The 24,910-nt window shown below is 58.5% G+C and carries 23 protein-coding genes, 1 tRNA gene and 2 pseudogenes; 14 read left to right on the plus strand and 12 right to left on the minus strand.

Features of this window, described 5'->3' with window-relative positions:
- Positions 1–103: 103 nt before the first annotated feature.
- From QMX91_RS15695 to QMX91_RS15705, 3 genes are all read right to left on the minus strand, one after another.
- Entirely contained in the window at positions 104–1,312 is a 1,209-nt protein-coding gene (locus QMX91_RS15695) for a DSD1 family PLP-dependent enzyme (RefSeq protein ID WP_282413011.1), read from the minus strand.
- A gap of 74 nt (positions 1,313–1,386) precedes the next feature.
- Positions 1,387–2,715 (minus strand): D-arabinono-1,4-lactone oxidase, encoded by a 1,329-nt coding sequence (locus tag QMX91_RS15700; protein WP_171061863.1) that lies wholly within the window; start codon positions 2,713–2,715, stop codon positions 1,387–1,389.
- 76 nt (positions 2,716–2,791) lie between these two features.
- Positions 2,792–3,145, minus strand: coding sequence for a c-type cytochrome (locus QMX91_RS15705; protein WP_134786262.1), 354 nt, complete (start codon positions 3,143–3,145; stop codon positions 2,792–2,794).
- Positions 3,146–3,518: 373 nt separating this feature from the next.
- On the opposite strand from QMX91_RS15705, the gene QMX91_RS15710 reads away from it, so the two are divergent.
- From QMX91_RS15710 to QMX91_RS15720, 3 genes are all read left to right on the plus strand, one after another.
- Positions 3,519–5,144, plus strand: coding sequence for an NADP-dependent glyceraldehyde-3-phosphate dehydrogenase (locus QMX91_RS15710; RefSeq protein WP_098963892.1), 1,626 nt, complete (start codon positions 3,519–3,521; stop codon positions 5,142–5,144).
- Positions 5,145–5,190: 46 nt separating this feature from the next.
- Positions 5,191–6,231, plus strand: coding sequence for an FUSC family protein (locus QMX91_RS15715; protein ID WP_193774890.1), 1,041 nt, complete (start codon positions 5,191–5,193; stop codon positions 6,229–6,231).
- Between the two features lie 80 nt (positions 6,232–6,311).
- Entirely contained in the window at positions 6,312–8,201 is a 1,890-nt protein-coding gene (locus QMX91_RS15720; protein ID WP_282413006.1) for an acyltransferase family protein, read from the plus strand.
- Here QMX91_RS15720 and QMX91_RS15725 read toward each other — a convergent pair.
- Positions 8,188–9,084 (minus strand): DMT family transporter, encoded by an 897-nt coding sequence (locus QMX91_RS15725; protein WP_135295683.1) that lies wholly within the window; start codon positions 9,082–9,084, stop codon positions 8,188–8,190. The genes QMX91_RS15720 and QMX91_RS15725 overlap by 14 nt on opposite strands.
- A gap of 150 nt (positions 9,085–9,234) precedes the next feature.
- Here QMX91_RS15725 and QMX91_RS15730 point away from each other — a divergent pair, with 150 nt between their 5' ends.
- Both QMX91_RS15730 and QMX91_RS15735 read left to right on the plus strand, forming a co-directional pair.
- Positions 9,235–9,672: an Lrp/AsnC family transcriptional regulator gene (locus QMX91_RS15730; protein ID WP_027613772.1), complete on the plus strand. Its 438-nt coding sequence runs from the start codon at positions 9,235–9,237 to the stop codon at positions 9,670–9,672.
- 60 nt (positions 9,673–9,732) lie between these two features.
- Positions 9,733–10,059, plus strand: coding sequence for a YceK/YidQ family lipoprotein (locus QMX91_RS15735; protein WP_282413007.1), 327 nt, complete (start codon positions 9,733–9,735; stop codon positions 10,057–10,059).
- Positions 10,060–10,102: 43 nt separating this feature from the next.
- Here QMX91_RS15735 and QMX91_RS15740 read toward each other — a convergent pair whose 3' ends face one another.
- The gene (locus QMX91_RS15740) at positions 10,103–11,461 is read right to left on the minus strand and encodes a hypothetical protein (RefSeq protein WP_098963887.1); all 1,359 of its coding nucleotides are present in this window, start codon (positions 11,459–11,461) and stop codon (positions 10,103–10,105) included.
- Positions 11,462–11,880: 419 nt separating this feature from the next.
- Complete coding sequence (locus QMX91_RS15745) at positions 11,881–12,552, minus strand: Bax inhibitor-1/YccA family protein (RefSeq protein WP_027613775.1); 672 nt, start codon at positions 12,550–12,552, stop codon at positions 11,881–11,883.
- Between the two features lie 123 nt (positions 12,553–12,675).
- On the opposite strand from QMX91_RS15745, the gene QMX91_RS15750 reads away from it, so the two are divergent.
- From QMX91_RS15750 to QMX91_RS31480, 6 genes and pseudogenes are all read left to right on the plus strand, one after another.
- A tRNA-Ser gene (locus tag QMX91_RS15750) sits at positions 12,676–12,763 on the plus strand.
- A 177-nt stretch (positions 12,764–12,940) separates the two neighbouring features.
- Complete coding sequence (locus tag QMX91_RS15755) at positions 12,941–13,162, plus strand: hypothetical protein (RefSeq protein WP_098963790.1); 222 nt, start codon at positions 12,941–12,943, stop codon at positions 13,160–13,162.
- Positions 13,163–13,326: 164 nt separating this feature from the next.
- Positions 13,327–14,127, plus strand: coding sequence for an enhanced serine sensitivity protein SseB (gene sseB, locus QMX91_RS15760; protein WP_081730271.1), 801 nt, complete (start codon positions 13,327–13,329; stop codon positions 14,125–14,127).
- A gap of 11 nt (positions 14,128–14,138) precedes the next feature.
- Positions 14,139–14,684, plus strand: coding sequence for an NADAR family protein (locus QMX91_RS15765; RefSeq protein WP_134786203.1), 546 nt, complete (start codon positions 14,139–14,141; stop codon positions 14,682–14,684).
- Positions 14,685–16,065: 1,381 nt separating this feature from the next.
- Entirely contained in the window at positions 16,066–16,356 is a 291-nt protein-coding gene (locus QMX91_RS15770) for a hypothetical protein (protein WP_247842706.1), read from the plus strand.
- Positions 16,357–16,581: 225 nt separating this feature from the next.
- A pseudogene (locus QMX91_RS31480) lies at positions 16,582–16,723 on the plus strand (LysR family transcriptional regulator); the annotation flags it as partial.
- A 22-nt stretch (positions 16,724–16,745) separates the two neighbouring features.
- Here QMX91_RS31480 and QMX91_RS15775 read toward each other — a convergent pair.
- Positions 16,746–16,985 carry a hypothetical protein gene (locus QMX91_RS15775; protein ID WP_282413008.1) on the minus strand — a complete coding sequence of 80 codons (240 nt, stop codon included), beginning with the start codon at positions 16,983–16,985 and terminating at the stop codon, positions 16,746–16,748.
- Positions 16,986–17,068: 83 nt separating this feature from the next.
- On the minus strand, positions 17,069–17,299 hold the full coding sequence (locus QMX91_RS15780) for a hypothetical protein (protein WP_027613841.1): 231 nt from the start codon (positions 17,297–17,299) through the stop codon (positions 17,069–17,071).
- Between the two features lie 217 nt (positions 17,300–17,516).
- On the opposite strand from QMX91_RS15780, the gene QMX91_RS15785 reads away from it, so the two are divergent.
- Positions 17,517–18,056 carry a GAF domain-containing protein gene (locus QMX91_RS15785; protein ID WP_095135414.1) on the plus strand — a complete coding sequence of 180 codons (540 nt, stop codon included), beginning with the start codon at positions 17,517–17,519 and terminating at the stop codon, positions 18,054–18,056.
- Between the two features lie 67 nt (positions 18,057–18,123).
- On the opposite strand, the gene QMX91_RS15790 is transcribed toward QMX91_RS15785, so the two are convergent.
- The 4 genes and pseudogenes from QMX91_RS15790 to QMX91_RS15800 all read right to left on the minus strand — a co-directional run bounded on the left by QMX91_RS15790 (position 18,124) and on the right by QMX91_RS15800 (position 22,506).
- On the minus strand, positions 18,124–20,250 hold the full coding sequence (locus QMX91_RS15790) for a TonB-dependent siderophore receptor (protein WP_282413009.1): 2,127 nt from the start codon (positions 20,248–20,250) through the stop codon (positions 18,124–18,126).
- A 162-nt stretch (positions 20,251–20,412) separates the two neighbouring features.
- Positions 20,413–20,634, minus strand: a complete 222-nt coding sequence (locus tag QMX91_RS15795) for a hypothetical protein (protein ID WP_098968507.1) — start codon at positions 20,632–20,634, stop codon at positions 20,413–20,415.
- 119 nt (positions 20,635–20,753) lie between these two features.
- Positions 20,754–20,846, minus strand: a pseudogene (locus QMX91_RS31485) (oxidoreductase); the annotation flags it as partial.
- Positions 20,847–21,009: 163 nt separating this feature from the next.
- A complete protein-coding gene (locus QMX91_RS15800; protein ID WP_098968397.1) occupies positions 21,010–22,506 on the minus strand; it encodes a sensor domain-containing diguanylate cyclase in 1,497 nt (498 codons plus the stop codon).
- 439 nt (positions 22,507–22,945) lie between these two features.
- Here QMX91_RS15800 and QMX91_RS15805 point away from each other — a divergent pair, with 439 nt between their 5' ends.
- Both QMX91_RS15805 and QMX91_RS15810 read left to right on the plus strand, forming a co-directional pair.
- Positions 22,946–23,641, plus strand: coding sequence for an SDR family NAD(P)-dependent oxidoreductase (locus QMX91_RS15805; protein WP_027613831.1), 696 nt, complete (start codon positions 22,946–22,948; stop codon positions 23,639–23,641).
- A 120-nt stretch (positions 23,642–23,761) separates the two neighbouring features.
- Positions 23,762–24,751, plus strand: a complete 990-nt coding sequence (locus QMX91_RS15810; protein ID WP_282413010.1) for an AraC family transcriptional regulator — start codon at positions 23,762–23,764, stop codon at positions 24,749–24,751.
- Positions 24,752–24,910: the final 159 nt, after the last annotated feature.

Raw genomic sequence — 24,910 nt, forward strand, 5'->3', positions numbered from 1 at the left:
GGCTTGCTCGCGAATGCGGTGTGCCAGTCAAATAGATGCTGACTGACAGGACGCCTTCGCGAGCAAGCCCGCTCCCACAGGGGGGATCTGAGGTGTTCTTGGGTCAGGTGTAGACCGGCCAGGTGTCGACAATCTTGCCGCCACGCACCGCCAGCAGATCACCGAATTGCAGGAGCACCGCTTCGGTCTGGGTCGGGCGCAGGAACACTTGATCCTCGACGGTCAGCCCCACGGCATTCGAACCGTTGACCATCTCCTGATTCGAACTGCGCCCGTACACCCCATTGCTCTGCAACCCTGGCGGCGATTCGAACTCGGCCATCCAGTTGCCGCCGTAGATGAAAAAAGTCTGCCGCTGGTTGGTGTCCCACCACGAGAACAACGTCGACTTGTCATCCAGCGCCGGGATATTCACCGCACCAGTGCTTTTCAGTACCGGCGTGGCGATGTAGGTCGCCGGCACGTGGTCAACCAGAGAAGGCAGGTCGTAATGCGTCGGCTTGAGCATCGCCGTGCCCACCGAAACCTCGGTGCTCAACTGCTCATTTTCATGGATGCGATAACTCGGGCTGCCGGCGGTGTTCAGGCACAGGTTGTCATTCCACAACGTCGGATACTGCTGGCGGGTGAAATCCACGCAGCGCTGATAAATCACCATCACCTTGGCGAACAGTTCCTCGGGCGAACCGAGAATCCCCGGTACGCCCATGCCCACGAACGGGTCGTAGCCCATGAACCCGGCGAACTGCAGATGTTGTGGATTGGCGCTGATCAGCGTGAGCATCTGCCCCAGCACATTCACATCACTGACCCCGCCGCGATGCAGGCCGACATCCAGTTCGATGTTGATGCGCAGCCGCGTGCCGAGCCCTTGCGCCAACGCCAGGTATTGCTGCAGCCGTACAGGCCCGTCGAGCAGCCATTGCAGTTGCCTGGAAGGATCGAACGAGCCTTTGTGGTTTTGATAAAACAGCTCGGCTGAACGCACCGGCAACGGCTTGCCGAGCAGGATGTCGGACTGCGGAAACGTGACCGCATCGTGATTGAGAAACGGCTGGTGAAACGACATGAGTTTTTGCGTCCCGGCCCGTTGCGCGATGTAGCTCAACAGCCCCGGCGACGGCAGGGACTTTTCCACCAGACGCAATTGCTTGCCGCCGCGTTTGGCCGACTGCATCACCACGTCGATGTTGTGATCGAGGCGATCCAGATCGATCAACAGCACCGGGCGCATCGGGCCTTTGTCTTTCAGTTCATTATTCAGCGCGCGGAAATATTCACTGTACGGCGCACCTCGATCACCCGGTCGCAGCCAGGCGCCCACGCCCACCAGTAAAGCGCCGACGCCCAACGTGCCCAGCATGAAATTGCGTCGATTGACCGCCATCAGCTCACCCCCAGAATTGACGACAGATGCGCATTGAGAAAGCGTCCGCTCGGATCCAGCGCCTGACGTACGTCGACAAATTCGCGCCAACGCGGATACAGCGGCTGCAGATTCTTCGCGTTAAGCGTGTGCAACTTGCCCCAGTGCGGGCGGCCGTTGTACTTCCAGAAGATCGGCTCGACCGCGGCGAAAAAGTTGTGATGATCCATCTGGTAATGCTGGTGCACCGAGATCGAACAGCTGTCGCGGCCCTCGAACATGCTCAGCGGAATGTCGTCAGCCTTGACGTAGCGGTACTCGATGGGAAACCAGGTGCGCAGGTCCTTGTCCTGAATCAGCTTGAGGATTTCACGCAGACAGGCCGGGCCGTGTTCGGCGGGCACCGAGTATTCCATCTCGTTGAAGCGCACGGTGCGCACGTTGGCGTAGATGTCGAACGAGTCGCCGACCCGGTCATCGAAACTCGCCATATGCCGCAGACTGTTGAGCAGCGTGCGGCGCAGCTCGGGGAAGTCGCTGCCGTATTTGTCGATCTTCTCGATCAGGGTCACGAACTCATTGCCGCCCTCCTCTTCGGGCGGGATCGGCGGCGTGGCCGGGTCGCTGGTTTCGTTGAGGGCGATGGACAGCGCGTAGTCGGAATGGGTGACGACGAGCATTTCCCAGTGCTGATTTTCCCGGGTGTTTTTGTCGAGGTCTTCCAGCAGCTCTTCGGTCTTGGCGATCCACTGGCGTTCGCGCAGGCGGTAGGCCGGGCGATTTTGCAGACGGATTTTCGTCGCCACGCCCAGTGCCCCAAGGGATACCCGGGCGGCATTGAACACTTCCGGGTGGCGCTGACTGTCGCAGTCCAGCACCTCGCCGTCGGCCGTCACCAGTTGCAGGCCGCAGACATGCGCCGAGTACGACTGAAAGGTTTTCCCGGTGCCGTGGGTCGAGGTGGAAATTGCCCCGGCGAGAGTCTGGTAATCGATATCGGCCATGTTCTGCAGGGCCTGGCCGACGTCCTTCAGCGGCACGCCCATGCGCGACATTGGCGTACCGGCGCCGAATTCGGCCTGCAGGGTGTTCGGATCGTGGTCGAGCAGCCCGGTGAAGTAGCTCAGCGACAGCAAAGTGCCGTCGGTGGGCACCAGTGCGCTGAACGAATGCGCGGAACCGACCGGGCGGATCTTGCCCTGGGCCTGACGAATCGCAGCGCTTAGTTCATCAAGATTCTTCGGCGCCAGCCGCGCCGCCGGCAGGCAACTCTGCCCGCCCGACCAGTTGCGCCAGGGAATCAGTCGCGGGGCGCGCATCAATTGTCCCAGCGCGGGATTGGCCGCCAATGCACTGAACGCGCCGACGATGCTTGCCCGTTGCAACAACTGACGCCGTGTCAGATCCATGCTCATGCGCGCGCCCTTATTGTGGGAGGGGCTGGTCGGCCATGAAGCCGATCAGTTGCAGGAATTGTTCTTCGCTGCACTCGACGCACTGGCCCATCGGCGGCATGCCGTTGTAGCCGTTGATGGCGTGGTCGAGCAGCGTGTCGGCGCCCTGGCGGATGCGTGGTTCCCAGGCTTGACGATCGCCAGTGAGCGGCGCATTGGCAGCCGGGTTGGCGTGACACAGCTGGCAGCTGTTGGTGTAGATCTGCGCCAGTGCCGGGTCGGTGGGAGTAGCATTGTGAGTGGTCGCCGGCGGTGCGGATTTTTCGTCGCAGCCGCACAGCGTCATCATCAGCGCCAGCAGTAAAGTGAGTGGGATTGCCCGCATAACGATCCTCGAGGGTGGCATCGCTTTTTGTTGTGATCACACCTTAAGGCAGGCACGGCAGCGGGTTGAGGGCATTGCCGGACAACGATGGGGCCAACCGGGGCCAGTAGAGAGTGTTCAGGCCACCCCATTCAACTGTTGGAGCGGGCTTGCTCGCGAATGCGGTGTGTCAGCAAATGAGGATGTCAGTTGAAAGGACGCATTCGCGAGCAAGCCCGCTCCCACATTGGATTTCATAAACCAGTCAGAGCTCTGTTCCGCATCTCTGCGTGACATTCGCGTGACATTGGCGGGTTTAAATATCGGCGCATTCAGGCGTATAACCTGTAAAGACTTTTTGATCTGTATACGGACATCAACACGGGGTAGCGACATGACCACAGCAAACATCCTTGGCAATCTGTTCCCTTCTGTCAGCGACATCCCGGAAAAATACCGCCTCGACGGTCAGGTCGAGCAACGCGAATACCTCGTCGATGGCCAACTGCGGCGCTGGGACGGCCCACTCGCCACCGTGCGCAGCCCGGTGTATCTGCACGGCGAAAACGGCGATGAACAAGTGATTCTCGGCAGCACCCCGCTGCTCGACGCCGACACCGCCCTCACCGCCCTCGATGCCGCCGTGCGCGCCTACGATCGCGGTCAGGGCCTGTGGCCGACCATGCGCGTGGCCGAACGCATTCAGCACGTCGAAGCGTTCCTCGGCCGGATGCGCCAGCAGCGCGAAGCCGTGGTCAAGCTGCTGATGTGGGAGATCGGCAAGAACCTCAAGGACTCGGAAAAAGAGTTCGACCGCACCTGCGACTACATCGTCGACACCATCAATGCACTGAAAGAACTCGACCGTCGCTCCAGCCGTTTCGAACTGGAACAGGACACCCTCGGCCAGATCCGCCGCGTGCCGCTCGGCGTGGCACTGTGCATGGGGCCTTACAACTATCCGCTGAACGAAACCTTCACCACGCTGATTCCGGCGCTGATCATGGGCAATACCGTGGTGTTCAAACCGGCCAAGCTCGGCGTGTTGCTGATCCGCCCGTTGCTCGAAGCGTTCCGCGACAGCTTCCCGAGCGGCGTGATCAACGTGATCTACGGCAGCGGCCGCGAAACCGTCAGCGCGCTGATGGCCAGCGGCAAGATCGACATCTTCGCCTTCATCGGCACCAACAAGGCCGCCAGCGATCTGAAGAAACTGCACCCGAAACCGCACCGTTTGCGCGCCGCGCTGGGTCTGGATGCGAAGAACCCCGGCATCGTCCTGCCGGAAGTCGATCTGGACAACGCAGTCAGCGAAGCGGTCACCGGTTCGCTGTCGTTCAACGGCCAGCGCTGCACCGCGCTGAAGATCCTGTTTGTGCACGAGGACGTGGTCGACGCCTTCATCGAAAAATTCAACGCCAAACTCGCCACGCTCAAGCCGGGCATGCCGTGGGACAGCGGCGTGGCACTGACGCCGCTGCCGGAGTCGGGCAAGGTCGACTACCTGCACGGTCTGGTGGCCGATGCGCAGAGCAAGGGTGCACAAGTGGTCAACCCGAACGGCGGCGAAAGTCGTGAGTCGTTCTTCTACCCAGCCGTGCTGTACCCGGTGACGCCGCAGATGCGCGTGTACAACGAAGAACAGTTCGGCCCGGTGGTGCCAATCGTGCCGTACCGCCATCTCGATACCGTGATCGATTACGTGCTGGAGTCGGATTTCGGCCAGCAACTAAGCCTGTTCGGCACCAACCCGGTGGCGATCGGCCGACTCGTCGACACTTTCGCCAACCAGGTCGGGCGGATCAACCTCAACGCCCAATGCCAGCGCGGGCCGGACACCTACCCGTTCAACGGGCGCAAGAACTCCGCCGAAGGCACGCTGTCGGTACACGATGCGCTGCGGGTGTTTTCGATCCGCACACTGGTAGCGACCAAGTTCCAGGACAGCAACAAGGATCTGATCAGCGAAATCATTCGCGGCCGCGATTCGAGCTTCCTGACCACCGACTACATCTTCTGACGAGGACTTTGCACTGAGCACCTTCAGCACCCAACGACTGCCACCGCTGCTGCGGCGAATCCTGCGTCCGTTGCTGGACCCGTACCGCCGCTACCAGCACGCCCGACTGATTCACGCGGTGCGGGTAGCGCTGGGGCTGCTGGCGACCATCCTGCTGACCACCGGCATCAACCTGCCCCACGGCGAGTGGGCTTCGGTGACCATGCTGGTGGTGATCGGCGGCCTGCAACACCACGGCAACATCGGCAAGAAAGCCGCCGAACGCGCCACCGGCACCCTGATCGGTGCCGGCGTCGGTCTGCTGCTGGTAGCGCAACAGGCATGGCTGGGCCTGCCGTGGCTGACCTACTTTGCCATGGCGGTGGTCTGCGGGTTCTTCTCCTATCACGCGATCGGCAAGGGCGGCTACACCGCCCTGCTCTCGGCGATCACCGTTTTCATTGTCGCCGGGCATGGCGACAACCCGATCACCGATGGCTTATGGCGCGGGGTCGACATCCTGATCGGCATCGCCCTGGCCCTGGCGTTTTCCTTCGCCCTGCCGCTGTATGCGGTGTATTCGTGGCGCTACAACCTGGCCGATGCCTTGCGCGACTGCGCCACGTTGTATGGGCGGATCATCAGCGGCCAACCGGTCAGCGCCGATGAACACCTGAAGCTGATGGCCCGGGTGACCACGGTGATGGTGCAACTGCGCTCGCTGATGCCTTCGGTGTCCAAGGAAGTGAAAATCTCCATGACCGAGCTGGATGCAATTCAACGCAACCTGCGGATGTGCGTCAGCACGCTGGAAATCCTCGGCAACACCCGCCCGGATGCCAACGACCCCGAAGCCATGGCGCATCTGCAATCGGCGCTGCGGGCCGAGCACCGGGTGATCCGCATACAGTTGATCGGCATGGCCCGGGCCTTGAAGTCTGGCGCCACGCAACGTCTGCAGCGCCCGCTGGAATTGCCTGACGCGAGCCTCGACACACCGGTCTACAGCACGCTGGACGGTTACCGGTTGCTGACCCGACAACTGGCCGCGAACATTGGCGAACTGCGCCAACGCCTGGCGATGACTGCACCGCGCTGGAACATCTGAGCCGTCGGAAAAAACCCATGTAACAAAGCTGACATCATCACTACAATGCGCCGCACAACGGATGTGACATGGACGCATAAATGCAATTCAGGAAGAGTATCAACGCCCTGCGGGCACTGGCCGTGCTTTCGGTCGTGCTGTTTCATTTCAAGGTGCCCGGGTTTGAAGGCGGATTCGTCGGCGTAGACGTGTTCTTCGTCATCTCCGGCTTCCTGATGACCGGCATCATCGTCAATGGCGTGCAGCAGCAGAACTTTTCCCTCCTCGGTTTCTATGCCTCCCGCGCCCGCCGCATCATTCCCGCCCTGCTGGTCCTGTGCGTTGCGCTGCTGATCTTCGGCTACTTTTATCTGCCGCTGGATGACTTGCGCGAAACCATCCGTACGATCAAGAGCAGTCTGCTGTTCAGCTCGAACTTCAGCTTTGCCCAAAGCGGCAATTACTTCGCGGCGCCGCTGCATGAAAACTGGTTGCTGCATACCTGGTCGCTGTCGGTCGAATGGCAGTTCTACCTGCTTTACCCCGTGCTGATCATGGGGCTGCACCGGTTCTTCGGCACCGATAAAACTCGCGTTGCCTTGCTGGCCGTGGCGCTGATTTCGCTGCTGGCGTCCATCATCGTGACCCGCGTCAACCCGACGTTCGCCTTCTACATGCTGCCCACCCGCGCCTGGGAAATGATCGCTGGCGGCCTGGTTTTTCTGTTTCCCCTGCGATTGAGCCAGCGCGGCGGCGCGATTTGCGAAGGGCTCGGTCTGCTGGCGATTGCCGTCAGCGTGCTGGTTTTTTCTGAGGCGGATCTGTGGCCGGGCTACCTGGCACTGGTGCCGGTGCTGGGGACGATGCTGGTGATTCACGCCAACACCCGGTCGATGTTCAGCGGCAATCCTGCGCTGCAATTTGTCGGGAGCATTTCCTACTCGGTGTACCTGTGGCATTGGCCGCTGGTGGTACTGCTTTACCTGTGCGGGCTGTTGAGCAGCTGGCCGCACGTGATCGGCGCAATCATCGCCTCGTTCGCCCTCGGCACCCTGTCGTTCTACCTGGTGGAATCGAAGGTGAAAAAAGGTACGAGCGCTACTCGAACAGTGATCAAGTTCGCGTCACTGACGGTAGCGGTGGTGGCCGTGTCGGCAACGACGTCGTCGCTGGTCAAGCAACACCCCGACTGGCGTCCGGCACTGGTCGAACTTGGCCAGCCGGAATACACCAGCAAGCTGTATCCGCAGGAGTGCTACCCGAATGCCTATGCGGCGGCGGATTGCAAACTGGGCACGGGTGATGTGTCGGTGATTCTGTACGGCGACAGCCATGCGCAATCCACCGCAGCGGCGGTGCAGATGGACAACCCGCAAGCGGCGCTGTCATGGTCACGGGGCGGTTGCCCGACCCTGACGCACTTCGCCATGCAAGACAAGACCGTCGAAAGCCAGTGCCGGGGCTTCAATCAGGAAAAGCTGCAACAACTGAAAACCGCGTACGCCGGCGTGCCGGTGGTGCTGTTCAGCCGTGCGGCGCTGTATGCGGATTCGGGCCGGGAAAACAGCTACCGGATTTCCTTTCCCGAGCGCCAGGCCACGTTTGCCGAAGCGTATACCGAAGAATACGTCAGCACGGTCTGCTCGATCGCGGAAAACCATCCGGTGTATATCGTCAAACCGATCCCGGAGATGCCTTTCAGCGTCTACAAGGGCTTGAATCTGAATCAGCGTCTGTTCCGGCAAAACACAGACATTTCCTTGCCGTTGCAGGTCTATGAGAAGCGCAACCGCATCGCCATCGCAACCATCGAAGCCGCCGCCAGCCGCTGCAACGCGACGGTGATCGACCCGACGCCGTACCTGTGCCCCGACGGCAATTGCATGGGCTCCATGGACGGCGTGCCGCTGTACTTTGACGACAACCATCTGGTGGATGCCGGCAATCAGCAGCTCAAAGGCCTGTTCAAGGATCTGATCAAACCGATTTGAGCTGGCGCCGGGCTTTCAGGCCCCAGCCCTGTTGCATCCCGGCGGCGGCCAGCAGAATTGCTGCCACCCCGATCCATTGCAGGATCTGCAGGCGATGGCCGAAGGCGAACCAGTCGACGAAAATCGCCGCAATCGGGTAGATGAAGGACAGCGCACCGGTCAGGGCAGTCGGCAGTTTCTGGATCGCGCCGTACAGCAGCACGTACATCAGGCCGGTGTGGACGATGCCCAGCGTCACCAGACTGGCCCAGGCTCCGTTGGTTTGCGGCAGGCCGTTGAAGTGCGCGAACGGCGCGAGCAACAGCACTCCGGTGCAGACCTGGATCAGCGCGATCAGATGCGGCGGCGTGCCGGTCAGGCGCTTGATGATCAGCGCCGCCATCGCGTAGAGCAACGCCGCCCCCAACGCCAGCGCAATCCCCAGCAGATATTCGCTACCGCCCTCGCCCTGCCCGCCATGGGCACTGACGATCGCCAGCATGCCGAGAAAGGAAATCGCCAGCCAGAACAGCTTTTGCAAGGTGATTTTCTCGCCGAGAAACAGCGCCGCCAAACCGACCAGCATGAACGGCTGCACGTTGTAGATCGCTGTGCCGATGGCAATCGAGGCGCGGGAATACGAGCCGAACAACAACACCCAGTTGCCGACAATCGCCACCCCACTGAGCACCGCGAGCAGGAACGTGGTGCGGGTCAGAATGCCCGGACGCAAGAAGCCGAACGCCGCGCATATCAGCAGCAAGGTGCCGGCGCCGAACACGCAACGCCAGAACACCACATCCAGCACCGGTTGCCCGGACACCAGCACGAACCAGCCGATGGTCCCGGAAATCAGCATGGCGGCGGTCATTTCCAATGAACCACGGCGTATTGTGTTGTCCATCATCGATCTCCCTAAGCGTTTGACGAAAGCGTGGCAAAAGTATGCCAAGCCGACCACGAGCGCCTCCAGCGCAAAAAGCAGGCTAAACTCGATTTCTGCCTTTTTTATCGTGGGTAGTTTCCCTCAAATGCCTAATACCGGAGTTGCCCCATGACCGACGATATCGACCAGATCCTCATCAGCGCCTTGATGGACGACTCGCGTCGCTCGCTCAAGGCATTGGCGCAAATCAGCGGCCTGTCCTCACCCAGCGTGGCCGAACGCCTGCGCCGCCTGGAGGAGCGCGGCGTGCTCAAGGGCTATACCGTCGAGATCGACCCCAAATGCTTCGGCTATCAGCTCCAGGCGATCGTCCGGGTGCGACCACTGCCGGGGCAATTGCAGGAGGTGGAGCGGCAAATCATGTCGATCCCGGAATTCACCGAGTGCGACAAGGTCACCGGGGAAGACTGCTTCATCGCCCGATTGCATGTGCGTTCGATGGAACAACTGGACACCCTGCTCGACCGCCTCAATACGCTGGCCGAAACCAACACCGCGATCGTCAAGAAAACCCCGGTCAAACGCCGGTTACCGCCGATGGCGTGAGTGCTTTTTGCGCCTGCTCGGCGTAGATTGAGGTTTTTCCGGCGAAAGGATTGGGCGGTAATGAGAATTCAGGCAGTGATGCTGACGCTGTTGATGCTCGGCGGGTGCGGGACGGTGCAGACCGTCGTGCTCAGCGACAAAGCTTCTGTGGACCAGCTGAAGACCAAGAAGAGCTACTGCGGCGCTGTTCCGCGCATTTACAGCGGTGCAACCTACGACTTCTGCATGCTGCACGCCGAAAAGCCGGATGACGTCGACGCGTTCAATTACAACAACGCCTCCCTTGGCCTGGTGGTCGATGCAGCAGTCTCAGGTGTGCTGGACACATTCTTGCTGCCCTACACGATTTACAAGCAACAGGCCGATGGCAGCATCGTGATCAACTGATTGAAAACCTCCAGACGCCGAGACGTCTGGAGGCTGCTGCACTTTACTCGAGCAATTGCTGCAAGCTTGGGTCACGCATGACCTTTTGCTGAGGCTGCGAATTGTCGTCGCCTGTCTTGAGCATTTTCAACTTGAGGTTCTGAACCTTGGCGCAGGCGTTCTTGCCATCGGCGTAGATCCCGCTCATGTCACATTTCCATTCGAAATAATTAACCAGACCGCCTGACAGTTGCAGACTGTAGTCCGTGCTCTTGGTCCCTGGCGTGAACGGATGACCCGCCGGAATATTCTGGAACCACTTCATCCATTCCGCAGAACCCGGGCTCGGTATTTTGTCCTTGGGCTGGAAGGTGGGATTCATGATCGCCACCTGTGGCGACTCACCCGTGGCGTGGCAGCTCAGGCAGGAACTGTTGGGGTTGTCTACAGGCCCGTTGAGGCGACCGTTCCAGCCCAGGTGGGTGGGCGGCAGTTCTTTGGTGTTGGCGTTGATTGCCGTCTGCTGCAATGCCGGGTTGATTCTGGTTTCAGTCGGCGTCGGATTGGTGAAGTCATTGCCGGTTTCTTTCGGATCGTTACCCCACATGATCCCGACCGGGACGAGATTGTCCCAACCGGGTTTGCCGGTTTTAGCCCCGTTGTACTGGAAGGTGCCGAAAATCCAGCCTGTGTCGCTCATACGGGTATCACGCACGGCGATGTCCATCTGAATGAGCGCAACATCTTTGATCTTGCGATTTGCGGACGTGAAAGTTTCAGTGATATAGCCTTGCCACAACACCGGGTTGACGAGGAACGGTACGGTGGTGCGATCAATATCGGCAAACAATGCCTTGCAGACTACGGTGCCATTGGCAAAGCTTTTGGGTTGCGAAGTGAAGCCAGGATCCGGGTTGTTCGGATCTTTCCAGACCTCGCCAATGGTGTAGGCGCCAATGTCGTTGTAAATGCCCACGGCGTAGGTCTGGCCGCTGGCGATCTGCGTCTGTGCCAGTTGTTTGACCGGAATTTGCGCTTCCTTGGTCAGACCATGAATACCTTCACGCCCCAGCGGGCCATAGTGCTGCCAAGGCATGTGGTACCACTGGCGCAGCTTGTTCTTCTGTACATTCCAATCGACCTCGACATTGCCTTCCAGGCAATAGTGCTTCACCTCCTCCATGTAGGCACGCCAGGTTTCAAAGTTGTTGTCGGGTTTGGCCGGGAGTTTTTTGAAAAAATCCGGCAGCGCTCCTTGGGGAGCTTGGGTCGGGTAACTCTGGCTAAGTTCGAACAACGGGCCTGAATATTGGCTGGCGGGTGGCTGATAGCCAAAATCGGGGTAGACACCGGCAAGAGTCGAGGCACTGAACAGTGCTGTCGTGATAGCCAATACGGCACGCTTTCCTTGGGGCTGGTTCATCGATGATCTCCTTGATTGGGACAACGCCTGCAGCGACCCATGAATCGAGTCCGACCACCAGGGCCTCCATTATTTTTTTGATAATCAGGGACTCGGCTTGCGGGCCGAGAGCAACTCACGGTTGAATCTGGGTAGGCTGGTTTGGAGGACCTCCTGTTTTCCGGATGAACGAATACGACAACCCGGGCGACGCTCCGGGCTTGAACAGAAGAAGAAACATGGGATGCGGGGGCTGTAGAAGGTGTTACTGCATGCCGACTCCTGTCGACCGCCTGCCGTTCTTCCTTGTCTTAGGTGTAGGCCAATTCCATAAAGGCGCCATGATTTCTTGAAAAAATGTCGGCGAAAGGCCACTACGCTTTCGCACGGGCAACAAAAAACCCGCCGAAGCGGGTTTTTTGTTGATTCACAAACAGCGATCAGTCGTCGCGGCTCATGATGCCGAAGATCTGCAACAAGCTGATGAACAGGTTGTAGATCGATACATACAGGCTGATGGTTGCCATGATGTAGTTGCGCTCGCCACCGTGGATGATCGCGCTGGTCTGGAACAGAATGCACACCGACGAGAACAGCACGAAACCGGCGCTGATCGCCAGTTGCAGGCCGCTGATCTGGAAGAACATGCTCGCCAGCGTTGCACCCAGCAACACGAAGAAACCGGCGGTGATGAAACCACCGAGGAAGCTCATGTCCTTGCGGGTGATCAGCACGTAGGCCGAGAGACCACCGAACACCAGCGCGGTCATCGCGAATGCCGAACTGACCACTTCAGCGCCGCCCTGCATGCCCAGGTAACGGTTGAGGATCGGGCCGAGCAGGAAACCCATGAAACCGGTCAGCGCAAAGGCGGACACCAGGCCCCACGCAGAATCACGGAGTTTGTTGGTGAGGAAGAACAGCCCGTAGAAACCGATCAGCACCACGAAAATGTTCGGATAGCCGACGCGCATCTGCTGGGCCACGAAAGCCATCACACCGCTGAATGCGAGGGTGAGCGCCAGTAGACCGTAAGTGTTGCGCAGGACGCGGCTAACCTCTAGCTGCTCAGCCTGCACGCTGTTGTGAACTGCGTAATCCTGTTCGCGCATGGCGACACTCCTGTTGGTTTGAAACGTTCAGTGGCAAAGATCATAACAGACGCTCTGTAACAAGCCATGCACAGAGTTTGACAGTGTGTTTCATTCAGGTATTATGGCGCCCGCAACGCAAACGGAGGTGTGGCCGAGTGGTTTAAGGCAACGGTCTTGAAAACCGTCGACTGTAACAGGTCCATGAGTTCGAATCCCATCGCCTCCGCCATATTTGATACGACAAAGCCCTGATTATTCAGGGCTTTGTCGTTTCTGGGGGTTGAGGAAATCAATCGGCCGTCTCGTTTGGCACGGAAGCGTTCTCTGGGAGGCGTAAATGCCCTCCCGCCAAGCTTAACCAGCAAATAAAGGTCTGCCGAATCAAGCGGCATACGGAAAAACACGGATGACTTCTTTCAGAAATGCTGGTTTCTGGGGCAAAGTTTGGGCTTGTGCCTGGGTAATGTTCCTGCTGCTGAGTTCCGGCGATTCCGGCGCTAACTGGATGGATACAAGCTCATCCGGCCGCAAGCGCGTCTTCAGTCCTGGCTTTCTCGTGCTGTGCGTTTTTGTAGCTGTGATTGAGTTGATACTGCTCAACCACTTCTACGGTGCGCAAATGAACTGAAGACGAGATAGAGCATTCTTTCCACGCGGCTCGGCGTCATCACGCGGTGTTGCCTTCCTGATGCGGCAGATTTATCAGGCTTCAGTTCTTCCTGTTTTCACAGCAGCGTGAAAAACTGCGCGTTCTTTGTCACCCACTTTTTGCCTGCATTGATGGAACGGCCGATGGACATCATGGATACCCAGCAAGAAAACACCCTCGAAAAGTCACTCAGACTGGCGGCGGATGAACCCGCCCACCGACCTGATTTTTTCAAGACGCTGCTGAATTCGGAAATCTACGTCCTAGGCACCGCCGGCACTGGCGAAGGGCAAGTCAATCTTGAGGCAGGCAGCAACATCAGCATTGCGCACTGGCAAAAGCCCGACGGCTCCGCTGTCATCCCGTTTTTCACTTCGTTGCATACACTACGAAGATCCATAAACAGCGAGGAGTCCTATATAGAGATCCCGGCCAGATCGCTGTTTGAAATCACGCTGGGCACTCCTCTTTTCCTCAATCCGAAGTCTCCCTACGGGAAAGAGTTTTTCCCCGAGGAAGTGCGCTACCTGCTCTCCGATGAGATCGGCCAGGGACCGGTGCAGCGCACGGTCGAAAAGGACACTCAGGTACTGCTCGGACAGCCGTCGCAATATCCCTCGAAGATGGTCAATTCGCTCAAGCAACTACTCGCCAGACATCGCAATGTGAAGCGCGCGTTTCTGGCATTGATGCATGACGCTTCGTCTGACCAAAAGCCTCATCTGATCATCGGGATCGAAGCGGACGGCGATTTTGAACAGGTCATGCGCGAAGCGGGCAGCGTTGCCGCGGACTTGGCTCCGGATGGCGAACCCGTTGACCTGTACCGCGTTCATGACGCAGATTCAGGCCTTAGTGATTACTTGCTCAAGCAAACCACGCCCTTCTATGAACGGAAGTCGGCAGGCTGGCTGCGTTCATTGTTTGGTTTTGACAAAGCATGAAGGAAGTCCAATTGCACGACTCCAAATATCTGGAAGACCTCCGCTCCCGCTTCAACGCTGGAGAGGAGCTGAACTATGTCTTTTTCTGGGGACACCAGCGAAGCAGGCACGGAGTCAGCGCTTCGTGCTTCAGCCAGTGGTTCGAAGCCGAATTTGTTGTCGACGGGCAACGCTACGCGACTGCCGAACATTTCATGATGGCAGAGAAAGCAGCCTTGTTCGGCGATCAGGACATTCGCGCTCAAGTGCTACGGGCGCCTACGCCCAACGCGGCCAAGGCGCTTGGCCGCAACGTGCGTGGATTCAACGAACACGATTGGTTGCAACAACGGTATGCAATTGTCGTCCGAGCCAACCAGGCCAAGTTCTCGCAAAACCCGGAGTTGAACGCATTCCTCAAGAATACCGGTTCTCGCATCATCGTTGAGGCCAGCCCGGTTGACAGCATCTGGGGCATCGGACTCGCCCAGGATCACGTAAACGCGAATAACCCCAACCTGTGGCAAGGCCTGAATCTGCTGGGGTTCGCGCTGATGCAGGTCCGCGATGAAACATGATTCGCCCACGTCGCGGTGGCGAACACCGCGACGGGCGTACCGCACAGAAGCCGGGCAACTTACGCGACCGCCCTCTCATGCTCGCTTTTCCTTCGGGACGCTCTAACAATGAATGGGGGCGGACGCAGTTCCTGACGCGAAGAGTGCACCCTTTAACCAAACAGCAGAGCCACATCACATGCATTTCGTCCGCCACGGAGAGTACCTTGCCGCTTCACGTATTACTGGGCCTCGGCATAATCTCCTGCAACTGCGCCTAGGAGTTGGTGAGCAGCATGAGCCGATCTGTGAGTGTCTCCCGCCGCAGGGGGCATGTAATCACGAACCATTAGTTGAGGCTGTTATCGTTGCAAGCGTACTCGAAGGAACATCGGAGGCGAATCGACGCTTTGGCACCTCACATGTCGTTACCCACATCCGGTACGCCCGAAATGACACCAAGCCTGAAGTAGTCTATGGCCTCTTGGCTCTCAAAATACTTGAGCAGTTGCATGTCGGCGGCACATTCGTTGAGGGCAGCAATACTACTTAGTCCTTACCTCAAGCAGACTTCTGGGCAGGTAGTTAAGAGGACTAGTACAGCGCGGCCCTAGAGTGGAGTTGCATTGAGTCGTCCCCAATTTCAGAGAGCCTCTCGGGCCTCAAGAATGTCTATCAAGATACTGTGAGAATGTCAGCTTGTGGCCGATTGCTGCCGTTCGCGACCGTCGGCTTTCGGCCAAAAGCAGCCCTTAGGGAGAGGCGGACCTCCAACGCAGGCACCGCCTGCCATCGGATCACGTTCGCTTGAGTTGAAACGCAATCTTAATCGCGGCTCCAGCTTGCCCAGCGAGCAAAGCTATTTGCGCGGGGATGAGAACCTCGCCCCAAGACAAATTCGTCGCGACGGACACTATCAAATGCAGCTCGTAATGGCGCCCGTTTAACTCGGTTTTGACCCAAGCAAGAGTGCTACCTAGAGTGCCAACTGTTACTGGGATAGAGATAAACCTGCTTTGGTCCGTCGGTCGCACACCGACGCGACGACATTCAAAGTGAACAGCCATCCGTTCATAGGTTTGAGCGTCAATGCCATGCACGACGACGAAATAGTCTAAGCAATCATCCTGGTTCACTGTAGTAATCATAAATTTACAGTCCATTGCAGAGACCAATCTGCTGTTGAGATCTAAGCAGCTAAAGTTTTCTTGGGGCCGGTTTCTGCCATTATCCATTATTGACCGACTGCGTTGGATCCGTAAGCAGCCGACCGCGAACGACTGCTTCTTGCCGGAAGCGGCCGGCCGTGAGCGGCAGTTTCCGGCAAGAAACAACCATGTAGAATCGTCGATTCGCAGCCATGTCATGGTCAGAAATCGAAAATAACCTGTGGAAAAAAAACATGGATTTGGTTCAGATCGCACCTGCGGCATACCACATAACGGACGACTACTGGCATCTTCTCAAAGCGGAGGACGGCGCAGTTTATATTCTCGTCGAATGTGAAGCGTCTTTCGTAAGTTACGAATGTCTGATCAAGCTGAACGCCGAGGAGTTGCGTGACTACCACGGCCTGGGCTGGTTATCCATTCAGTGCCTCGCTAATCGAATCAATTACTTCGTCGGTGATTACAACGAAAGAAAAATCACAGGACCATTGCTTGAAGCAGCCATTCAGGCATCGAAGCTCTAGTCATTTCATGGCGCTCGGTTAATGTCAGTCCGCACGCATGTAGACAACCACCATGTTGGAAACGGTTATCAATGAGCGGCTGCTTCTGGCCGTTTTCTGCCCTCCACGAACCCCACAGATCGGCCATTAGCCGCCACTCACAAGCAAACTCGCTTTTTTGTAGCAATCAAACCAATAGCGATCTCCTTCAACAGTGCGGCCATGGCCTGGGACGCCTTCGCCGCCTGCCTCAGTTATACCCTCCTGTCCACTGGAACCAACTGGCGATTCAAGGATGCTGATGTCCCGATTACCGGACGACTGCGTGTCAACTCGCCTGAGGCGATACGTGAGTATCGTCAATGCAGGGTTGGGCATCGCGCAGGGGTCGGGGGCGAGCGAAGAAGAAATCAGTCAGCGGCTGCATCCTTCACGTCGATTTGCGTAATACCCACCAGACTGGCCTGCTCCAGTATCTCTTCAGCAGTCGAGTCAGCTGTTGGCATGATCAGACTGTTCTCAGCATCCCCAAAATGCAGTTCCAGCAGATGCATGGCAGCGTCGTGAACGGAGAGCTTCGACTGCTGCAACGCGAGTTGATGCGTACGGGACTCGCCGTTGAACAGATACTCGATGGTGTAGTTGCGCATTGATAACCTCAAAATCAGAGTGGCAGATAACTACCCTGACTTACCGGTCAATCGTTAGTTCAAGCGGATAAATGTTCTGCTGCTCAACTGCGAGAAAGCGTTTTCAGCCGCTCGACCAAAGCCGCTTCAAAAATGACGTACAGCTTTTCAGCATCGCCGGCACGCAGAACCTCGCTGGTTTCCAGCCCAAGCACGAAGCCATCCGCACGAGCCCCCGCCTTCACGGCGATGATCATCGAGTCTGCCCGGACAATCTGCGCCAGGAGCCGATCAGCTTCACGTTGCATCTTTTCGCTCAACACTACGCCTTCCACTTTCCTCACCTTTCATTCAATGCGACATCCAACATTTATGAGATCAAGGCTACGCCGCCGATAACGGCGCCTCAAGCCGCACGCCAATGACGCTTCGCTATTGCAGCCATCAGGAACCTTTGATGTGAACGAATCCATTTTGTTTAGTATCAAAATGGGCAGTTTCAAAAGCGTTTAGCAGTCGCCAACTTAAAAAATCATGACCGGAGAACAATGCATGCCCCTCAGTGACACCATTGACAGAGCGTTGCTAAGCGCAGAGGAACGTTCCTCTATCGCTGAAATTGAAGCTACGACCAATATTCTGCAGCTCGTTACACGCATGACCGGAACGCGCTTCGCGGCGATCGCAAAATTCACCGACACGGACTGGATCGTCTGTTCCGCCTACGATCCGATCGAGCTTGGGATCAACTCCGGCGACACGCTGGAATTGGAAACCACGCTGTGCAGTGAGTTTCGCAGAGACCCTCAGGTGCTTTTCGTGCCGCAGATAAGTCGCGACGGCAGGTTTTCCACACGTCCCGTGGTGAAGCAATATTTGATTGAAAGCTACGCAGGCGCGCCCATTTTCCTGCCCGACGGACAACTTTGGGGCGCGCTGTGTGCGTTGGATTCCAGGGCGGTGATTTTCGATGACCCGGATCTGGCAGACACGTTAGGCCTGTTCGCGAGACTGATCGGCTGTATCTTTTACGCGAATCTGACGGAGGCCGGCAGCGGCTACAGCAAGAACGTTTCAAGCGTTATCGGATAAACAAGAAACAGCCCTGAATATTCAGGGCTGTTTCATTTGTGGCCTGTGAGAATTTTGCTCCACCCTGCTACAAGGTGTAGGAAACGCCGACCTGCACGGTTCGCGGCGCCCCCGGGTAGGCATAGACGTTGCCGAATGCGCCCTCTTCATAATCTCGGTCAAAGAGGTTTTTCACGTCGAGATTAAGCCGCACCTTGTCATTGATCTTGTAGAAGCTGAGCAAGTCGACAACGGTATAGCTGCCCATCGAAAACGCGGTGTTGGCAGTTTGACCAGCGCGCTCGTCGACGTACTTGAGGCCAGTGCCCAGGCCCAGTCCCTTGAAGGTGCCGTCCTGGAACTCATACATGTTCAGCAGGCTGAAGCTGTTCTTCGGGATATTCATCAGCCGCGTGCCAGAGCGCAGCACATTGTCCTTGGTCACTTCGGCATCGACATAGGCGTAGCCACCCATCACCCGCCATTCGGGCGTCAGGTTGCCGGCCACGTTGACGTCGAATCCACGGCTGCGCACCTCGCCGGCCGCAACGCTGAAGGTCGAGTCAACCGGGTCGGTGGTCAGCACGTTACGTTTTTCGATCTGATAGATCGCCGCGTCGACGCTCAACTGCTGATCCAGCGCTTCCCACTTGAGTCCCATTTCATAGGACTTGCCCTTCTCTGGCTCGAACCCTCCGCCCTGGCGACTGGCGCCGGTGTTCGGCTTGAAAGAGCGCGCCGTGTCGGCATAGATCGCCAATGTCTCGGTCAGGTCATAGGTCACGCCGATGCGCGGAGTCACCGCGTTGTCACTGGCCTGCCAGCTCTTGCCACCGGGCACGTAAGTTTCGTAGTCATGTTCGAAGCGCTCGAAACGCGCCCCGGCCAGCACCTTCAGCTTATCGGTCAATGCCACCTGGTCCTGCACGAACGCGGCATACGTCTTGAGGTTTTCCTTGTCGTGCGTCGGCGTGCGGGTGAGTGCCGGGCGCGGCTGGCCGTACACTGGATCGAAGATGTCGATCGGGTACGCACCGACAGCGCCGCTGGAGCGTTGAATGATCGACTTGTAGTCGTAATCCTCGTACTCGATGCCGGTGAGCAATGTGTGCTGCAAACCCGCGGTATCGAAATGCCCGGTCAGATTGAGCTGGGTATCCTTGTCGGTCCACTCCAGCTTGCGATAGTTGAAATTGCGCCCAAGGGTGCGGCCGTCATCGGCAATGCCATTGGCCTCGATTGCGTTGCCCTTGAGCGAACCGTCGAGCCACTGGAAACCGCCGCCCAGGGTCCAGTCGTCATTGAGCATATGCTCGAAACGCATTTGCGCCATGTTGTTGTCGTTATGCAGCTTGCCAGCGTCTTTTTCGCCGAAAAAACTGTCGCGCGAAGCGGTTCCCGTCTGTTTTGCGTAACGGGTAAGGCCGCGATCCAGAGGCGCGTTGTTGCGCATGAAATCGCCTTCGAAAATCAGCTTGGTCGCGTCGCTTGCCTGCCAGGTGAGCACCGGCGCGATGCCGTAGCGCTCTGTTTCGACGTGATCGCGGAAGGTGTCGCCGCCCTCGCCCACGACGTTCAAGCGATAGGCCAGACGCCCTTCTTCGTCGAGCGGGCCGGAAGCGTCCAGCGTGCCGCGTTTCATGCCCTGATCGTTGAGTTGGCTGCCCAGGGTGACGCTGCTTTCAGGCAACGGCTGCTTGGACACCACGTTGAAGGTGCCGCCAGGATCACCTCGACCGTAGAGCATGGTGGCCGGGCCGCGCAGCACTTCGAGGCGTTCGATTGTGTTGGCATCCGGCATGTTCGGATAGCCGCGGTTGATCGGGAAACCGTTGCGATAGAACTCGCCGGTGGTGAAGCCACGCACGGTAAACGTGGTCAGGCCCTGACCACCAAAGTTGTTCGCCCGCCCCACGCCGCCGGCGTAGTCCAGCGCATCCTGCAAACGGGTGGCGCCCAGATCTTCGACCGCATCCTTCGAGACCACACTGATCGATTGCGCAGTTTCGTGGATCGAGGTGTCGGTGCGCGTGGCGCTGGCCGAGCGCGTCGCGCGATAACCCTGCACCGGGCCGTCCGCCCTTTCGTAATTCGCCGTACCGATGACATCGGTTGCGTCCAGCTCCAGCGTTGAGGGAGATGCCCCCGTTTGATCAGCCCATGAGGCAGGCGACAATGCTTGCAGCACACAAATGGAAAGCAGGGTTCGACGCATGGAGAAGGAAACCTTTACGAATAGGCCAATGCAGGGGGTGAATCCGCCAAAAAACTCCCGCGCATGCTATACAAAATTATTCGCAATTAATACATATTCCCATTAACGGCGTTATCCCTGGTAAGGGAGACACCGTCGCTCTGCACCCTGCCCCGCGAATGTTTATGTTCCGCCCGAAAGCCCCTCGGTGGCCTGGACGAACCTCGCCCCGGCCTTGCGCACCAACTGGCGCCATTCAGTTGCTGTAATCAGCCTTTGCTGTTCCATGCTATCGGCCATTTTCAGCAACTCGTCGTATTGATCCTCGGCGTCCATACGGATCGCTGGCTCTTCCAGTAATTTTCGCCAGGCGGCCAACGCCTGCTCTTTCCCATCGTCGCTCATGGTCATTACCCCGGGTGACTTGTAAGTCGGTAGAGGGCTGCGGTTCTGGAGTGTTCAGCGGCGGCGACTGATGGCGCGACGGATGGTTTTCGTTGCGGCCTCGATAAATGAAGCGGCCAGTCGGACTCGACGACGCCCGGGCACACCACCGTGACGCGGATCTTGTCCGTTTCCTGGCACAAATCATCCGAGATCGCGCGGGCTGCGAGCTCGGCGAAGGGCTGGATGGGGCGAGTGCCTGCCATCGAGTGGGCTACGAAAGCCCGTCGCAATTCAGTCGCCAGTTTGGGTGTCTGCCATCAAAAGACACCCAGCGGGTTCCCGCCCGGCATGAAAGTCAGCCTGACGGCGATCTATCGGATTAACGCCCACCGATCACTTCACAAACCGGTTACGCCCCAGCGTCTTGGCGTTATACAGCGCCTGATCGGCGACCTCGATCAACCCTTGCAAGGATTGCAGTTGCGCCCCCGAGGCCGTAGCGATGCCGATACTCACACTCAGCCGGCCGAATGGGCTGGACGGGTGTGCGATGTTCGCTTGCTCCAAGCGTTCGAGGATCAACTGCGCGACCACTGCAGCACCGTCACTGTCGGTGGCCGGCATGATCACGCTCAGCTCCTCGCCGCCGTAACGCGCTACCAGATCCGACGGGCGCCGCACACAACCTTCGAGGATTGTGCCGACCTTCTGCAGGCAGGCATCGCCGGCGACATGCCCGAACGAGTCGTTGAACAGCTTGAAGTAATCGATATCGATCATCAGCAACGCCAGCGTCGTGCCGTCACGTTGTGCGCGCCGGGCTTCCATGGCGAGGCTCTCATCGAAGCAGCGCCGGTTGGCCAGGCCGGTCAGGGCGTCCTTCATCGCCAGTAACTCAAGCTGACGATTGGAGGAAAGCAACTGCTGCTGCGTCCCGCGCAATTGGTCTTCTGCCCTGGTACGCCTGCGAATATCGAGAATCAGAAACCAGCCGATGAGCCCGGTAAGCCCCAGCAGCCCCGTGACCACCACTGCCGACAGCCAGGCTTCCATGCGCCACGCAGCAAGGGCTTCGCGTTTGCCGAGGGCGACGGTGGTGATCAGCGGCAGCCGGTCACTCTTGCGGAAAGCGTAGAGCCGCTCTACGCCATCGAGGCTGGAGGTAAACGACGCGGTACCGACGGATCGATCGACCAGATACTTCGCATAGATGGGCGACTTGGAAAAGTTGCGCCCCATGTCCTGCTCACGGAAGGGATAGCGCACCAGCAACGTGCCGTCGGTGTAGGACAAGCCGATGGCCCCCTCCTGCCCGACGTCGATCTTGCCGAACAGGCGCAGGAAGTTTTCGATTCCCAGGGTCACCGCCACCACACCGGCAAACTCGCCGTGCGCGTCATTGAAACGGCGACTGACGGTGATCACCCACTCCTGATTGGAGCGGCTCTGGATCGGCGGACCGATAAAGGTCTCGCGGCTCGGGTCGTCACGATGATGGGTGAAGTAGACGCGATCACTGCTGTTGGCCCCGGCCGGGATCGGTCGGTTGGACGACATCAGCCAACGGCCCTGGTTGTCGTAGATGGTGATGCCGCTGAGCTGCGGCATCAGCGGTTCCTGACGATTGACCAGTGCGCTCAGACGCTGGATCTGCGCGGGGCCACTGCCTTCGGTTTCCAGACGTTCGACGATCCCGAGCAGCAGCAACGAACTCTGGCGAACGATCCCTTCGGAATAAGTCGCCAGCGCCTGGGTCAGGTTCAAGCCATGAACGTTGACTTCCTCCAGTGCGCGCTCTCGAGAGGCCAATACTTTCCACACCGTCAGTGACCCGAGGGAACAACCGATCACCAACAACAAAAGCACAACCAGGCGGGTATCACGCTTCACATTACTACCTTTGGGAAAGTCCGGTTTCCGTTCCTGCGGCGGGTCGACCGACTCGATGACTGCAGCCGCGTGTCCTTGTCGCGCGCAAGGATACAAGCAGCACTGGCTTGCTGCAGCAACAGATTATGTCGCGCAAAAAAGACATACTTCCGATTTGCGCTGCGTCGTCCGGAAAAAGCGTGCTAAAGACTTCAGGACAGGCTTTGCGCTTGGCGAAACAGCGACAAGAATGCCAGACCAAACCATCGCCAGGCTTTCAGAATCCGCTTGGCGCCCACCGTCAGAAGCCAACTTTCTGACGCCTGTTTCACGACCCTTTCGTGATGTGTTGCCAAGCATAAAATTTTGGCACTTTTGCACAACAAGTTGACATCCAAAAGCATGCCACGGGCCACCGATATCATTAGAGTATGCGCCCTTAAAAAGGAAAGGACTCTTGATGACTCAGTCACTCTCACGGCGCGTTGTGGCGATTACCGGCGCCCTGGGGAATCTCGGCGAGACCCTGGCGGACATGGCCGCAGCCCAGGGCGCGGATCTGGTGCTGATCGATCAGGCGACGATGGCGATGCCCAGTTCCCACAATCGACTGGTCCTGTCCGGCATCGATCTGACCTCCCTTGCCGATTGCCAGGCAGTCGCCCACCAGATCAATCGCTATTTCGGACGCCTCGACGCCCTGGTCAACGGCGCCGGAGGCTATGCGTGGGAGCCGTTGCTGGGCAGTGCGATAGAGGCTTGGGATCGGCTCTACTCGCTGAACCTTCGAACCGCATTGAACGCCAGCAAAGCCTTGCTGCCATTGCTGCTGCAATCCTCGGCGGGACGCATCGTCAATATCGGATCGAGCATGGCGGCGAAGGCCGGGCTGGGCATGGGCGCTTACGCCGCGTCGAAATCCAGCGTTTTGCGCCTGACCGAAAGCCTCGCCGAAGAGCTCAAGGACATGAGCATCACGGTCAATGCCGTGTTACCGAGCGTGCTCGACACCCCGCAAAACCGTGAAGCCATGCCCGACGCCGAGCACCAGCGCTGGGTGACGCCCGCACAACTGGCGGCGGTCATTCTGTTTCTGATCTCGGAACAAGCGTCGGCCGTCACCGGAACCGGCATTCCGGTGATCGGGCGCATGTAGGGTCTATCGACGCCGCGCGCCTTGGCGACGTCGCTTTCTTCACCTTTCGGAAAAGCAAGATCACCGGATTACCGGACTTCCCCTCCCCCCATGCGACCCGCCACTTCCAGCGCTGCCTTCGTGAACCACGTCCTTGATGTCGCCGAACAATACGGCTGCGATGGCGACTGGCTGTTGCAGCAGACCGGACTCTCACGCGAGCAGTTGTCCGACTCGATCGTGCGCATTCCCATGCGCCAACTGCGTGCCTTGCTGGAACTGGCGGCGCTCAGCAGCAACCTGCCGCATTTCGGCCTGCTGGTCGGCGCCGCCGTACGCCCGGGCACCTACGGCGTGCTGGGTTATGTGCTGATGACCAGCGCGACACTGGGCGAGTCGCTGAACATGATTCTGCGTTTCGGCAAGATCGTTTACGACAGTCCGTCCAGCCAGACCCGAATCGTCATCGGCGACGGCCGCGTGACTCTCGAAGATCAACGTATCAGTGAACTGGAGCCCTATTGCGCCCTGCATCAGGAAGCGCTGATGGTCGGCTGGGCAGCGTTCGGCCGCTGGTTGATCGCAAGTAATCAGCCGATGCTGGAAGTCCGGATGATGCATTCGGCGGTGGGCGAACCGGCGCTGTATGAACACTTCTTTGGCTGTCCGGTGCAGTTCGAGGCCGGTTGCAATGCACTGGTGTTTGCCGAGTCGACGCTCTCGACGCGGATCCAGGGCGCCGACCCGCGCATGCATCGCAGCATGCTGCTGGAGGCGGACTGGCAGTTGTGCCTGTCGTATCCGGCGTTTTCGGTCACAGATCGATTGCGCGCGCTGCTCACCGAGCAATTGCCGACCGGTGATTTCAGCCTGAAAAGCCTGGCCCGACAATTGGCGATTTCGCCGCGCACCTTGCAGCGCAAACTGGCCGCCGAAGGGGAAAACTTCAATCAGGTGCTGGAAACCATGCGCATGGAACTGGCCGACCATTACCTGCGCCGCACCGAGACCAGCATCATGAACATCGCCCTGATGCTGGGTTACTCGCAGGCCAGTTCTTTCAGCCATTCCTTCCGTCAGGCCCGCGGGATTTCGCCGGTGGATTACCGCAAGTTGCTGCGCGCCCGATGATGCGGGACTGGCCTATAGCTTGATTGGCCTGCGCTAAGCCAGTGGCTCTGACACCACCCAATTAAACCTGTGGGAGCGGGCTTGCTCGCGAAGGGGCCGCGTCAGCCAATTCATATGCTGACTGACACACCGCCTTGGGGCCCCACACCCCCAGCCCCC

This window comes from Pseudomonas sp. PS01299 (genome assembly GCF_029960145.1).
GTDB lineage: Bacteria > Pseudomonadota > Gammaproteobacteria > Pseudomonadales > Pseudomonadaceae > Aquipseudomonas > Aquipseudomonas putida_A.

What these genes read in the sequence shown, in the direction of transcription:
- QMX91_RS15785 (WP_095135414.1), top strand. Translation starts at nt 17,517, where the DNA reads ATGCCCCTCAGTGACACCATTGACAGAGCGTTGCTAAGCGCAGAGGAA.
- QMX91_RS15740 (WP_098963887.1), bottom strand. Translation starts at nt 11,461, where the DNA reads ATGAACCAGCCCCAAGGAAAGCGTGCCGTATTGGCTATCACGACAGCA.
- QMX91_RS15790 (WP_282413009.1), bottom strand. Translation starts at nt 20,250, where the DNA reads ATGCGTCGAACCCTGCTTTCCATTTGTGTGCTGCAAGCATTGTCGCCT.
- QMX91_RS15805 (WP_027613831.1), top strand. Translation starts at nt 22,946, where the DNA reads ATGACTCAGTCACTCTCACGGCGCGTTGTGGCGATTACCGGCGCCCTG.
- QMX91_RS15770 (WP_247842706.1), top strand. Translation starts at nt 16,066, where the DNA reads ATGGATTTGGTTCAGATCGCACCTGCGGCATACCACATAACGGACGAC.
- QMX91_RS15735 (WP_282413007.1), top strand. Translation starts at nt 9,733, where the DNA reads ATGAGAATTCAGGCAGTGATGCTGACGCTGTTGATGCTCGGCGGGTGC.
- QMX91_RS15775 (WP_282413008.1), bottom strand. Translation starts at nt 16,985, where the DNA reads ATGCGCAACTACACCATCGAGTATCTGTTCAACGGCGAGTCCCGTACG.
- QMX91_RS15745 (WP_027613775.1), bottom strand. Translation starts at nt 12,552, where the DNA reads ATGCGCGAACAGGATTACGCAGTTCACAACAGCGTGCAGGCTGAGCAG.
- QMX91_RS15725 (WP_135295683.1), bottom strand. Translation starts at nt 9,084, where the DNA reads ATGGACAACACAATACGCCGTGGTTCATTGGAAATGACCGCCGCCATG.
- sseB (WP_081730271.1), top strand. Translation starts at nt 13,327, where the DNA reads ATGGACATCATGGATACCCAGCAAGAAAACACCCTCGAAAAGTCACTC.
- QMX91_RS15710 (WP_098963892.1), top strand. Translation starts at nt 3,519, where the DNA reads ATGACCACAGCAAACATCCTTGGCAATCTGTTCCCTTCTGTCAGCGAC.
- QMX91_RS15730 (WP_027613772.1), top strand. Translation starts at nt 9,235, where the DNA reads ATGACCGACGATATCGACCAGATCCTCATCAGCGCCTTGATGGACGAC.
- QMX91_RS15720 (WP_282413006.1), top strand. Translation starts at nt 6,312, where the DNA reads ATGCAATTCAGGAAGAGTATCAACGCCCTGCGGGCACTGGCCGTGCTT.
- QMX91_RS15795 (WP_098968507.1), bottom strand. Translation starts at nt 20,634, where the DNA reads ATGAGCGACGATGGGAAAGAGCAGGCGTTGGCCGCCTGGCGAAAATTA.
- QMX91_RS15705 (WP_134786262.1), bottom strand. Translation starts at nt 3,145, where the DNA reads ATGCGGGCAATCCCACTCACTTTACTGCTGGCGCTGATGATGACGCTG.
- QMX91_RS15755 (WP_098963790.1), top strand. Translation starts at nt 12,941, where the DNA reads ATGACTTCTTTCAGAAATGCTGGTTTCTGGGGCAAAGTTTGGGCTTGT.